12 protein-coding genes are annotated in these 14132 nt (G+C 35.7%); all 12 read right to left on the bottom strand.

Features of this window, described 5'->3' with window-relative positions; translation table 11 throughout:
• Window positions 1-5: 5 nt before the first annotated feature.
• Window positions 6-476: a ribosome maturation factor RimP gene (rimP, locus tag OB_RS08250; RefSeq protein ID WP_011065994.1), complete on the bottom strand. Its 471-nt coding sequence runs from the start codon at window positions 474-476 to the stop codon at window positions 6-8.
• Window positions 477-776: 300 nt separating this feature from the next.
• Complete coding sequence (locus OB_RS08245; protein ID WP_011065993.1) at window positions 777-5063, bottom strand: PolC-type DNA polymerase III; 4287 nt, start codon at window positions 5061-5063, stop codon at window positions 777-779.
• 285 nt (window positions 5064-5348) lie between these two features.
• Window positions 5349-6623: an RIP metalloprotease RseP gene (rseP, locus tag OB_RS08240; protein WP_011065992.1), complete on the bottom strand. Its 1275-nt coding sequence runs from the start codon at window positions 6621-6623 to the stop codon at window positions 5349-5351.
• 116 nt (window positions 6624-6739) lie between these two features.
• Window positions 6740-7528: a phosphatidate cytidylyltransferase gene (locus tag OB_RS08235; RefSeq protein WP_011065991.1), complete on the bottom strand. Its 789-nt coding sequence runs from the start codon at window positions 7526-7528 to the stop codon at window positions 6740-6742.
• Between the two features lie 15 nt (window positions 7529-7543).
• Window positions 7544-8302, bottom strand: coding sequence for an isoprenyl transferase (locus OB_RS08230; RefSeq protein ID WP_011065990.1), 759 nt, complete (start codon window positions 8300-8302; stop codon window positions 7544-7546).
• A gap of 311 nt (window positions 8303-8613) precedes the next feature.
• Window positions 8614-9171 (bottom strand): ribosome recycling factor, encoded by a 558-nt coding sequence (gene frr, locus OB_RS08225; RefSeq protein ID WP_011065989.1) that lies wholly within the window; start codon window positions 9169-9171, stop codon window positions 8614-8616.
• 2 nt (window positions 9172-9173) lie between these two features.
• Entirely contained in the window at window positions 9174-9896 is a 723-nt protein-coding gene (gene pyrH / locus OB_RS08220; protein WP_011065988.1) for a UMP kinase, read from the bottom strand.
• A 170-nt stretch (window positions 9897-10066) separates the two neighbouring features.
• Complete coding sequence (gene tsf / locus OB_RS08215; RefSeq protein WP_011065987.1) at window positions 10067-10951, bottom strand: translation elongation factor Ts; 885 nt, start codon at window positions 10949-10951, stop codon at window positions 10067-10069.
• A gap of 91 nt (window positions 10952-11042) precedes the next feature.
• Window positions 11043-11807 carry a 30S ribosomal protein S2 gene (gene rpsB, locus OB_RS08210; RefSeq protein ID WP_011065986.1) on the bottom strand — a complete coding sequence of 255 codons (765 nt, stop codon included), beginning with the start codon at window positions 11805-11807 and terminating at the stop codon, window positions 11043-11045.
• A gap of 181 nt (window positions 11808-11988) precedes the next feature.
• Complete coding sequence (locus tag OB_RS08205) at window positions 11989-12450, bottom strand: DUF6115 domain-containing protein (RefSeq protein WP_011065985.1); 462 nt, start codon at window positions 12448-12450, stop codon at window positions 11989-11991.
• A 14-nt stretch (window positions 12451-12464) separates the two neighbouring features.
• Window positions 12465-12749, bottom strand: a complete 285-nt coding sequence (locus OB_RS08200) for a hypothetical protein (RefSeq protein WP_011065984.1) — start codon at window positions 12747-12749, stop codon at window positions 12465-12467.
• Window positions 12750-12765: 16 nt separating this feature from the next.
• Window positions 12766-14130 (bottom strand): DUF342 domain-containing protein, encoded by a 1365-nt coding sequence (locus OB_RS08195; protein ID WP_011065983.1) that lies wholly within the window; start codon window positions 14128-14130, stop codon window positions 12766-12768.
• Between the last annotated feature and the right edge of the window lie 2 nt (window positions 14131-14132).

Below are 14132 nucleotides of genomic sequence, written 5' to 3'. Positions count from 1 at the left end.
TTGTATTAAAACGTAACAGCAATTCTTGCTTTGGCAATTTTACTATAAGGTATCTCTACTTGCTTCTTACGCGTTTTCACTTTATATTCCATTGTTACAGTTTCACCATCAAAGGATTGTAATGTACCTTCATACTCTTTACTTCCATCAATAGGTTCATATAATTTCACAAAGATATTTTTCCCAATACTGGCATCAAAATCTTCTTTTTTCTTTAACGGACGTTCAACTCCTGGAGATGACACTTCTAAAAAATATGCTTCCGTAATTGGATCTGATTCATCAAGCTTTTCGCTTAAAAGTTCTGAAACTTCTCCGCACTCCATGATATCAATACCGCCCTCTTTATCTATATAGACACGTAGAAACCAATTCTTGCCTTCTTTTACATATTCAATATCTACTAACTCTAGATTCTTTTCTTCTAAAATTGGTGTAACCAACTCTTCTGTTAAAGAAACTACGTGAGAACTCATATTTTCATCCTCCTTATCTTCCGGCTTAAATTAAATTCATTCAATATAAAACCCCTGCCAGATGTATCGGCTAGGGGGAAGCTAAACTCTTCATGGAAATGGGTAAGAATAAAGAGTGGGCGAATCACCCACTCTTTTAATCCGTACGTATCGAACGTTCTTTCCAAAAAATAGTATAGCATAGTTATCTTACCAATGCAAACTGCTCTAGTACTTGTGTAATAGAACAATTTGTTAATCTAGTCAACATCTGTTTATAGGATGTCCTGTTTATATAAAAACTATGCTATTTGACACGTATTAGAATAAGGATAGCTGGTTTTTATCTTCCATTCCTTCTAAGCACCCATGGTTATCTAAGTATTCCAATACTGTCTTCGAAATTTTACTACGTTCCCTTAAATCTTCCTTAGACAAGAATTCCCCTTCTTCTCTTGCTTTCACTATATTTAACGCTGCGTTTGTGCCTAATCCATCCACAGCATTAAATGGGGGTAATAAACTGTCTCCTTCAACTATAAAGTCGGTCGCACTCGATTGATATAAATCAACTTTTTTAAAAGAAAATCCTCGTTCACACATTTCTAATGAAATTTCTAGCACTGTAAGTAAATTCTTTTCTTTTGGTGAGGCGTCATTACCTTTAACAGTGATTTCTTCTATTCGCTTACGAATTGCATCAGAGCCCTTGATCATCGTATCAAGTTCAAAGTCATCTGCACGTACTGTAAAGTATGCAGCATAAAAAAGGATTGGGTGATGAACTTTGAAATAAGCGATTCGAACAGCCATTAACACGTATGCAGCTGCGTGTGCTTTCGGGAACATGTACTTGATCTTTTTACAAGATTCGATATACCAATCTGGTACAGCGTGTTTTTTCATCTCGTCGATCCATTCATCTTTAAGCCCTTTTCCTTTACGAACAAATTCCATAATGGTAAAGGCCATCGATGGGTCTAAACCTTTATGCATCAAATAAACCATAATATCATCACGGCACCCAATTACGTCTGGTAATTGGCAAATACCATCATTTATTAACTCCTGGGCATTTCCAAGCCACACATCCGTCCCATGCGACAATCCAGAAATAATTAGTAACTCTGCGAAGGTCTTTGGCTTTGTATCTTCCAACATTTGTCGAACAAATTTAGTACCAAATTCTGGAACACCTAACGTGCCGGTTTTACAATTTATTTGTTCCGGAGTTACCCCTAAAGATTCTGTACCTGAAAAGATTTTCATTACTTCTTCATCATCCGTGGGAATATTTTTTGGATCCATTCCACTTAAATCTTGCAACATGCGTATTACCGTAGGATCATCGTGTCCAAGTATATCAAGTTTCAACAAATTATCATGAATGGAATGGAAATCAAAATGCGTTGTTCTCCATTCACTATTACGATCATCAGCAGGAAATTGAATTGGAGTAAAATCATAAATCTCTTTATCAGATGGAACAACAATAATTCCACCAGGGTGTTGTCCTGTTGTTCGTTTTACTCCTGTACATCCTTGCACAAGCCGATCCACTTCTGCATTTTTATACACAAATTGGTTATCTGAAGCGTATCCCTTCACATAGCCATAGGCTGTTTTTTCAGCAACCGTTCCTATCGTTCCTGCACGATATACATTATCAATACCAAACAACTCTTTCGTGTAATTATGCGCCCGAGGTTGATAATCACCAGAGAAGTTCAAATCAATATCCGGAACTTTGTCACCTTTAAATCCTAAAAATGTCTCAAATGGAATATCTTGTCCATCTTTCGTTAAGCCTTTCCCACATCCTGGACAATCTTTATCAGGTAAATCAAATCCACTAGCAACGGAACCGTCTGTAAAAAATTCATGGTGATGACAATGTTTACAAACATAATGCGGTACCAATGGATTTACTTCTGTAATTTCCGTCATGGTTGCTACAAAAGACGAACCAACAGACCCTCGAGACCCCACAAGATAGCCGTCATCTAAAGATTTTTTTACAAGTTTTTGCGAGATAAGATAAATAACCGCAAATCCATTACCAATAATACTTTCAAGTTCTTTCTCTAAACGATCGACAACAATTTGCGGGACAGGTTCTCCATATACCTCTTTCGCTTTGTTATAACATAAATCACGCATTTCTTGTTCAGCACCTTCAATATTTGGCGTAAACAATCCATCTTTTACCGGTGATATTTCCTCAATCGAATCTGTTAGTTTTTGGGTATTATCAACAACAATTTCATTTGCTTTTTTCTCGCCTAAGAAGTGAAAACAGTTAATCATTTCAGTCGTCGTACGGAATGGCGTATCTGGTAACTTATGACGGCTCAATGGATTTCCTGCCTGCGAACCAATTAGAATTTGACGATACTGCTTATCATGTTCATGTAGATAATGTACATTACCAGTAGCAACTACGGTTTTTTTCATTTTATCTCCAAGGTTCACAAGCTTCCGTAAAATATCTAATATTTGTGATTCATTTTGAACCAGATCTTTTTCAATAAGATGGGTATAGTTCTCAGGAGGTTGTACTTCAATATAATCATAGAAATCAGCAACTTGCTCAGCTTCTTCCTCTGATTTCTGCATCATCGTCTCAAATACTTCTCCTTTATCACAAGCCGTTCCTACTAAAATTCCTTCGCGATGCTTTTGTAATACAGAGCGAGGTAATCTTGGTACTCTGTAGAAGAAATCAATATGGGCTCTAGATACTAATTTATATAAATTCTTTAGGCCTTCTTCTGTCTGTGCGATTAATGTGCAATGATATGGCCTTGAACGTTGATATGCATTGTTTTCACCCATATGATTATTCAGTTCTAAATGATTGCTAATTTCTTTTTCTACGAGACGCTGAACTAATTTCCAAAGGAGATATCCAGTGGCTTCAGCATCATAAATGGCACGGTGGTGCTGTGTTAATTCGATGTCTAGATGCTTACAAAGTGTATTTAAGCGGTGATTTCGTAGTTCAGGTAATAAAAATCGTGCTAATTCTAATGTATCAACGACCGGGTTAGAAGCTTTTTCATAATCAATTCTTTGGAATCCTTGATTTAGAAATCCCATATCAAAACTAGCATTATGCGCTACTAATATATCGTTACCCATCCATGTGTGGAAATCCTTAAGTACATCCGCCACTTCTGGAGCATCGTTTACCATGTCATCAGTAATACCAGTTAAATCGATAGTTGTCTGAGACAATGCATGATGCGGATTAGCAAATGACTCAAATCGATCAACAATTTCTCCGCCTTTAATTTTTACTGCTGCCAATTCAATAATGGTATCATATACGGCAGAAAGTCCCGTTGTCTCTACGTCAAATACAACAAAAGTATCTTCATATAAGTTTCGATCGGCTTCATTATAAGCAATAGGTACACCGTCATCGACTAAGTTTGCTTCTACACCATAAAGTACTTTGACACCATGTTTCTTACCTGCGTTATGTGCATCAGGAAACCCTTGTACACCGGCATGGTCAGTTATAGCAATAGCTTTATGTCCCCATTTCGCAGCCTGCTCCACTAAAGCCTCTGGAGAAACTACTGCATCCATTTGACTCATCGTCGTATGTGTGTGAAGTTCAACTCGCTTTTTATCTTCCGAAGCATCGTCCATTCGTTGTGATACGTGAATTTCATGAATATCTTTTGCCATCATAGCTAGTTCATTCGTATACATGTCGGTTTGAATACTTCCCCTTGCTTTTACCCACATACCTTTTTTTACAGATGCAAATTTAGCTGCATCTTCATCACCTTTGGAGAACATTTTTATTTGTATGGAATCTGTATAATCCGTTGCTTTAATTATTAAAAGGCTTCTTCCAGAGCGCAATTCTCGCACTTCTGCATCAAATACATATCCCTGTACCGTTATGCGTCGCTCTTCATCTATGATTTGATCCATGGTTATTGGTTCATCTTGAATCTTATAACCAATTGCTAACGGTTGTTGATCTGGAACAGACTTATCCTTATCTCTCTTTTCTTTTTCTTGTACAGTTTTCATAACTAACTGCTGGTCTTCCAATGCTTTTTTATCTCTAAATTCTTGCATAGCTTCTGTGTTAGTTTTCACTTCAACTTCAAGCGTGTATGGCAAACTTCCAATTGATAAACAGAAGTCATGAAATTTAGCTTCAAGCCTTTTCTTTAGTGCTGATGCTTCTGCTTCATTTCTAGCAGTTAACATAATCTTATTATTGGATACTTCAGGCGCTTGATCTAATACTAGATCACGATAAGCAGGAGACAAAGAAGTTTGTGCAATAAAATGCTTCCAATATATTTGTATATCTCCTTCAGGACAATGTCTATTTTCAGCAGACAACGTTAAACTTACCTCTGCTATGGATGCAAAGGATTCTTTAAGTGAATGATGAAATAATTGATAGGTTTGGAAAGGAAGTACATGATCTATATTTATATAAAAATGCCATTTCTTATCTGCTTTATGTACTTCTACTTTGTCTAAATATGAATTAGAAAAATGTGCTTCTATTTCATTGTCTGGCATTCGAATTTGCTCGAGTAATAATTTCAGCTTTTCCTTCTTTGAAATGTCCACTTCTTGCCCTCCTCTATATGCAAAACAAAAGATGAATCAAAAAGGAAGAGGTTGAGACAGAAGTATTTAATCAAAAGATAAATTCCATTGATCTGTATTTTAAAATCGCTTCAGAAATATATTCCGCTTATCCATGTGCAGCAATCGAACCTTATTTTCCTCAAGGCTTCTTGTGCTACTTAAACAAGCGTCAATGTATACTTCTGGCACTACTTCAAAATAACCAATCGTCTTTTGAACCATACTTTTTATTGAGTCCCAACCTCTAAGTTCTCTTTATATATTTTACAAGAATAATCGTTGTATGTCATTCCACGTAACTACAATCATTAATAACATAAGTAAAGCAAATCCTACAAAATGGAATATGCCTTCCTTTTCAGGAGCAATTGGTTTTCCACGAACAGCTTCAAGTCCAACAAAGAGCAGACGTCCACCATCCAACGCTGGTAATGGAACGAGATTAATTATTCCTAAATTAATGCTTAACATCGCTGTCCATAATAGGAAGTTTGAGAAACCAGTCTGTACCACTTGGTCTGTGGCATCATAAATGCCAACCGGTCCCGATAGAAGTTCAATAGAAACTTGCCCAGTTACTAACATAAATAAGTTTTGTATAATCATGGTGGTTGTATCATACGTTCTTTCTATACCATATACAAATGTTCCTAATACATCTTTTTCAAACCCCTGGTAAACACCAATTTGTCCAATCGTAATAGGATCTCCAACTTCATTAACGGCCTCTGCTTCACCAGGAACAACAGAAATATCCTGTGATTCACCATTTCGTTGAATAACCATATCTAATTCCTGTCCAGGATTTTCTCGTACAATAGAAGTAAATTCTTCCCATGTAGATATAGACTGATCTCCTATTTGCGTAATTACATCATCTTGTTGGAAACCAGCTTGTTCAGCTGGTGTATCGGGCTGAATTTCACCAAGTTTGGCTTCCTCCACTGGCACACCTTGAATTATTCCTAAAATAAGGAAAATTGCTATCGCTAATACAAAGTTCATCATTGGTCCAGCAAATAATTGCATGGCACGTTTCCCTGTAGACTTCGAAGCAAATTGTCGATTATATGGAGCAATTTGTGTTTCTCGCTCGTCCATAACAAACATCGCTTTTTCATTAACATTGAAAGATAATCGATTTTCATCATCATCTAATTCGTAACCTTCAATAATTAATTTATGATCAAGGTCTACATTCTCTACTTCAATCACTCTAGCATAAGGATGCTTTGATTTGTTATTTACAATGATTTTAGAAACTTCACCAGCTTGATTGAATTCAAGACCGATATGATGTCCAGGTTTTAATTCGATAATTTCAGGATCTTCACCAGCTACACGAACGTATCCACCAGCAGGTATTAAACGAATCGTATACAGAGTTTCGTTCTTGGTGAAGGAAAAAATTTTGGGGCCAAAACCGATCGCAAATTCTCGTACGAGCATACCTGCTCGTTTTGCAAAAATTAAATGTCCCCATTCATGAATGGAGACTAAGACTCCAAACATAAGTATAAATGCAACAACCGTTGTCATAATAACACCTTCCTTTTAGTGGAGCAGGCATTTGAATTAAGTATACAAGCTCTCCGTTAATTATATTCACCAATAGGTTAAGATTAACCTTTTCGACGGAAATCGTCTAAATTAATTTAGAAAAAATGTATAAAATGTAATAACGGAAATACAAATAACATACTATCAAACCGGTCTAAAATGCCACCATGACCAGGTAGGATTTTCCCTGAATCCTTTACATCATAATTACGTTTAAATGCAGACTCAACCAAATCACCAATTTGGCCAAAAATCGATGCCAGAATGGTAACAATAATTACAATTAACCATGTGTGATCAAATGGTGAAATCAAATGAAATACAGTAGCTACGATACAAGCTATTAGTATTCCACCTAATGCCCCTTCAATTGTTTTTTTAGGACTAATGGTTGGCCAGAGCTTCCGTTTTCCCCATTTTCTGCCAAACAGGTAAGCTCCTGTATCTGTTGCCCAAACAATGAAGAAAGCAAATAAAATATTATTTAATGCATTATCTCCATTTCGAGTTTCCAATAAATAATAAAATCCAAGACCTACATAGAATGCTGCTAAAATCACAAAACCGACATGATCAAATGTAAATCGATTCTTCACTAACACGGTATAAGCTAAAAATATCAGGATTAATAAGGCAATCAGCTCATATCTTGAAAACCAATTAAATACTGCACCATAATAAGTCGGTAATAGTATTAGCCAAACTAAACAAACCGATAAAATATAAGGGAATAGGTAGTTTCCTATATGCCTCATCCGTAAAAGCTCCAACAAACCAATTGTAGCAAGCAGATAGATCAATACCATAAATGGAAGTCCACCGATAAGGATGAATGGGACAAAGATTAATAGTGCAAGTAATGCTGTAATTGTTCTTTGTTTCATTAAGAAATCATCACCTTATATACCTCCGTATCTCCTTTTTCGTTGTTGATATTCCATCAACGCTTGATGAAATGTATCTTCATCAAATTCCGGCCAGAGCTTTTCCGTAAACCAAAATTCCGTATAAGCAAGCTGCCAAAGCATAAAGTTACTTAAACGGTACTCTCCTCCAGTACGAATTAATAAATCTGGATCAGATAAACCATTCGTAAATAGATGTTTTTCAAAATAGCTTTCATCCAATTGTTCTACGTCTAGTTCAGATGCTTTTGTTTTTTGCACTATTTGTTTTACTGCATGTATGATTTCATACCTACTTCCATAGTTTAGCGCAAAATTAAGTACTAAACCATCGTTGTCCTTTGTTTTCTCCATTGCATATTCTATCGCATCCTGTGTATGCTTAGGTACTGCATTAAAATCACCAATTGTTTGTACACGAACATTATTTTCTATTAAACCTGGTAAATATACATGCAGGAACTCTTTTGGTAATTTTAAAATAAAATCCACTTCAGATTTTGGCCGTTTCCAGTTCTCTGTTGAAAATGTGTAAAGTGTTAATACTTTTACATTTGCATTGACAGCGGTTTTGACGATTCGATTAACAGTAGAGACGCCTTCTCTGTGTCCAGCAATCCTAGGTAACCCTCGTTTTTGTGCCCAACGACCGTTTCCATCCATTATGATAGCAATATGACTGGGTATGTTATCCCAATCTTCTAGTTCCGTTTCTTTTACTTGTTTTGATAAAAAAGGAATTTTGATAGACATAATCCGTCCCCCGAATGGTTGTTAATTCACAAACCTTTCTTTCTAACTTGAAGAAAAAGGTATGAAAGGCATGACCATGCCAATTAAATATTGTAAATGACTTTTTCATTTACCTAATTATAACGATATTTCTTGCAGAATACAAAAGCCCCCTTTAATAAGAGGGCTTAATGGCATCTTACTACGTAAGAAGAAAACTGTCATCTAGAAAATCGATTTTTAAATAATAATTTACAAAATGCAGTACATTTAATGGAAATCCTCTGTAATCAGCAACGATAAACCATTAAAGAACTGATTAGAGAATGTAATTAAACTTCCATAATTTCATTTTCTTTATTTTTAGCTAATTGATCAATTTTATTAATATAGTCATTCGTAGAAGTTTGAACATCATCTTGGAATCCTCGAAGATCATCTTCTGTTAAGTCACCATTTTTCTCCATTTTTTTCAACTGGTCGTTTGTATCTCGACGGATATTACGAATTTGAACTTTTGCTTCTTCTGAGTACTTTCCAACCACTTTAACAAGGTCTTTACGTCGTTCTTGCGTAAGAGCTGGAATGTTAATTCGAATAATATTACCATCACTGGAAGGAGATAGGCCGAGGTCTGCTTTTTGAATTGCTTTTTCGATATCACCGATTGCAGACTTATCATATGGTGTAATCGTTAGAAGTCTTGCTTCAGGAGCTCCAACTGATGCTAATTGGTTTAAAGGTGTAGAAGCACCATAATAATCTACAAATACACTATCTAAAATACTTGGGTTAGCACGTCCTGCTCTTACGGAAGCTAAATTCTTAGAAAGAGCTTGTACCGCTTGTTCCATCTTTTGTTCCATTTCTTTTAATTCAGAAGCTGACATTTTTATTTCCCCCTTATTGTAGTTCCGATCGTCTCACCTTGAACGACCCGTTTAATGTTTCCTTCTTCCATAATTGAGAATACAATTAATGGAATGTTATTATCCATACATAATGAAGATGCTGTTGAATCCATTACACCTAATCCTTCATTTAACATCTCAAGATATGTTAACGATTCGTATTTCTTAGCTGACTTGTTTAACTTAGGGTCATCAGTGTATACTCCATCAACATTATTCTTTGCCATTAAAATTACTTCAGCTTCAATTTCAGCTGCTCTTAATGCGGCAGTAGTGTCTGTAGAGAAATATGGATTACCCGTTCCTGCTGCAAAAATGACAACACGTTTCTTCTCTAGATGGCGAATAGCTTTTCTTCTTATGTAAGGTTCTGCTACTTGTCTCATCTCAATGGACGTCTGTACTCTTGTCTCAACATCAATTGTTTCTAAGCCATCTTGTAATGCAAGAGAGTTCATAATCGTAGCAAGCATCCCCATATAATCAGCAGATGCACGATCCATTCCCATCTCACTACCGACTTTACCTCTCCAAATATTACCTCCACCTACAACAATGGCTACTTCAACACCAAGGTCAGCAACCTCTTTTACTTGCTTTGAAATGGATTGGATTACTTTTGGGTCGATTCCATATCCTTGATCACCACTTAAAGCTTCTCCACTTAATTTTAACACAACTCTATTGTAACGTGCTGTCGTCATAATAACCTCCAGAGAAAAGTTTTTACTATATATATGATTTCAACTTTTTAAAATCGGTTTATCAACCAACCAAACGATAAAAGTATTCGGTAATAATCATATAGCAAGAAAAAATATATCCTTTACTTGCCAAAATAGGGAACAAATTAATGTCCCCTAATTTGTTGCAACTATTTTTTAATTTGACTCATTACTTCTTCAGCGAAGTTTTCTTCGCGTTTTTCCATTCCTTCGCCTACTTCATAACGAACAAATGTTTTTACAGCCGCACCTTTATCAGCTACATATTTTTTCACTTTTTGGTCTGGATCTTTAACGAAGCTTTGTTCTAATAATACGATGTCTTCAAAGAATTTACCAAGACGACCTTCAACCATTTTCTCAACAATATTCTCTGGTTTACCTTCATTTAATGCTTGTGTTTTCAACACTTCACGTTCACGATTCACTTCTTCTTCAGCAACTTCATCACGAGTTACATAACGAGGATTTACTGCTGCAACGTGCATAGCGATATCTTTTCCAACTTGTTCATCTGTAGTACCTTCTAACAATGATAGTACACCAATAGTACCACCCATGTGCAAGTAAGCACCAAATGCATCGTTATCAGTTTTTTCTAGTACTTCAAAACGACGTAAGGAAATTTTCTCACCAATTTTTGCAACTGCGTTTGTGATTACAGATTCAACTGTTTCTCCATCTCCATGAAGTTTTTGTTGAAGAGCTTCTTCAACTGTCGCTGGTTCATTTGCAACAATATGCTTACCAAGCTCACTTAACAATTGTTTGAACTGATCGTTTTTTGTAACAAAGTCAGTTTCACAATTAACTTCAATTATTGCAGCTTTATTACCTTCAACCTCAATATGAGTTAATCCTTCTGCTGCTACACGATCTGCTTTTTTCGCAGCTTTCGCCATTCCTTTTTCACGAAGAAAATCAATTGCCTGTTCAATATCACCATTCGTTTCTTGTAGTGCTTTTTTACAATCCATCATTCCAGCACCAGTTTTTTCACGTAATTCTTTAACCATTTGTGCAGTAATAGCCATGTATGATCCTCCTTAGATTCAATAATTAGTTTCTTTTAAAAAAGGGTGATAAAAGGCTTCAATCCTCTTATCACCCTCACCTTTTCAATGATTACTCTTGAGTTGAAACTTCTTCAGCTGCTTCTTCTTCAGCAACAGCTTCATTTGCTTCTTCTTCAACTACTTCTGTTTCTTCCCCTTGTTTCACTTCTAAGATAGCATCTGCCATTTTGGAAGTCAAAAGCTTCACGGCGCGGATAGCGTCGTCATTAGCTGGAATTACGTAGTCAATTTCATCTGGATCACAGTTTGTATCTACAATACCGATGATTGGAATGTTTAGTTTATGAGCTTCAGCAATTGCAATACGCTCTTTACGAGGGTCGATTACAAATAATGCATCAGGAAGCTTGTTCATTTCTTTAATTCCACCAAGGAATTTCACTAAACGTTCTTTTTCTTTTAATAAGTTTACAACTTCTTTTTTAGGTAGTACTTCGAATGTACCGTCTTCTTCCATTTTTTCAATGGATTTCAATCGATTAATACGTTTGCGGATAGTTTGGAAGTTTGTTAATGTTCCACCTAACCAACGTTGATTCACAAAATACATACCTGAACGGATTGCTTCATCACGCACAGAATCTTGTGCTTGTTTTTTTGTACCAACGAAAAGAATTGTACCGCCGTTTGATGCGATTTCCTTTACGTAGTTATATGCTTCATCCACTTTTTTAACTGTTTTTTGTAAGTCGATGATGTAAATGCCGTTACGCTCCGTGAAGATATATTTCTTCATTTTCGGGTTCCAACGACGAGTTTGGTGTCCAAAATGTACACCAGCTTCTAGCAATTGTTTCATTGAAATTGCTGCCATGTTACATTCCTCCTAATGGTTTTTTTCCTCCGTATGGATCTTCTTTATAGAAACACTGATTCTGCATCAGCACCAATTCTACAAATCACCATACGTGTGTTTTTTTGTTCTAATCGTTCATGACTAGACTATTTACACCAAAAGTTACTATATCACAACATGAATAGTGAAGCAAGTTATTTTACATATTTTTTTGGTGGAGCTTTATAATAATCTCCGCTTCTGTTTTACCGCATTTCAATTCACTTGCAATTTCGTCAATTGATTTACCTTGATTATACAGTTGTAATACCCTTGCATCTAATGATGCTTCTACTGTATCTTCTGCATCTTCACTCCAGTAGTCCTCTTTTGATTGGTCATCCTGTTGTACCGTCTGTGGATCGACTATCTTTGTTTCTTCACTTTCTTCGTGAATATAATCATCTTGTTGCTTTTGATTAGTGCGTCCTTTATACATATAAGCTTCTAGACTTCTATTCTCTTGCTTGATTTCTTCTATGTATTGTTTTAATTTTGAATCCATATTCGATTCAGAGATAGATTGTTGCTTTAAATGTTGAACTTGTTGTAATAATTTGTAAATTGCTAGTAAGGCAATCATATGTAAAAGAAAACTGACAATCCATAATAGTGAAGACATAATTCACCCCTTAACTATCCATTATAATCTATATTGCTCCCTAAATAAGGATGCTCTGACTCTTGATCTTCTTCCTTGTTTTCATCTTTATTCTGTTGGTTACCTTTTTTGTCTGGATCTACTTTGTATGCATGATCCAATTCATTTACTTTTTTACTTTTCCGTACTTGTTTTTTCTCCTGTAAATGCGCTTGGGCTTCTTGAAAATATTGTCCTTGTTTATCGATTTGATTTTGTAATTTCCCTGCATCTTGGACTCGCGGTAACGCTACCTGCATTTCAATTGATTTCCAACTCATACAAGCATCTCCCTAGCTATTCAAATAAAGGAATAATATCAATTTCATTCTTTGATACTTTTATTTTAACAAAGTGATGCGCACTTTTAATAATTCTCTTATACTTTCCAAAAGAAATAATGACATTAGGATGAATAAAGTTACGGACGATTAAAGACGCTTCATGTTCAGAACCAATCGTCGATTGAATTACGAGTAAAGATTGATCAATTAAATGGATCTCTTCCTCTGTTTGTTTTAATAAATTGCGTTGGCGTAACAATGATAAACGCAACTTCTGATTATTTTCTGCACTTCCATTACGTAATCGCTGCCCAAGACTCTTTATTTTCTTAGCATCTTCTTCTAACTTGTTCTTTTGATAAATTAATTGTTTTTCCTTTTCGTATTCATTCTTGTTAATTCCAAATGCAATTTCCGTTTTTATTCCTAATCGATTTCCGATGTCTTTCGCTTCCATTGTTTTCCCTGCAGATACCGATCCACCTATTATATTCCCTAATTTACAATACACATGTCCAATTACTGTACAATCACTATGAAGAATGGACTTTTCTACATATAGATCATTCCCCGCCTGAATAAAGGAATGATTACAATAACCAAGGATAATATCATTGCCAGCCTGGATACTCCCAATATTTTTTCCGGCTATTCCTTCCATAATAAAGACAGATCCACCAGCTATTATTTTTGCACCTTCAACCACGCCATGTATACGTATATCTCCTTCAGCCTTCATCTCAAAGCCAGAAGGTACATCTCCATGTATTTCAATATTACCGACAAAATCCAAATTCCCCGTCTTCATGGATATAGATTCATTTACCTTAAATACAGGTAATACTTGAATTTGCTGATTATTTATACTAATTTGCCCATCACTAGCGGCAAAAAAAGAATGGACATCTTCTTTCCAAACCACATTTTTACCAGCTCGTACCTTTTTGGGTTTTCCATCTTTTGCTTTTAGAACTCTTCCGGTAACATCTAGTCCATCTATGCCTTGTTTAGGTAGGATTAATTTGGCAAGCAGTTGACCTTTTGTCACATTAGGTATTCGCATAACTTCTCGATAATCCCAATGGTCCCTTCTATTAATAGAAGTGTCTAGATTAGCAAGAATTTCCAATCTCCCATCCTCACCATTTATTGGTTTTTTACCTTCTGCAATTAGAATAGGTTCATTAACGGATAAATCGATGCTAGTCAGTTTACTGTCCTTGATACCATGTACTATTCCTTGATCATGAAGTTGTTTTTCAATTGATTCGTGAATTAACACTGCATCTTCTTCTAGAAATGCCTCTTTCTCTATTTCTATATAGGCTGCCATTTTGTCTTTACTCGTATAAATTCTCCACGGATTATCTACTTTCATCC

This window comes from Oceanobacillus iheyensis HTE831 (assembly GCF_000011245.1).
Lineage (GTDB): Bacteria > Bacillota > Bacilli > Bacillales > Amphibacillaceae > Oceanobacillus > Oceanobacillus iheyensis.
Note: the sequence above shows the minus strand (reverse complement) of the source record. Positions and strands in the feature narration are given on the sequence as shown.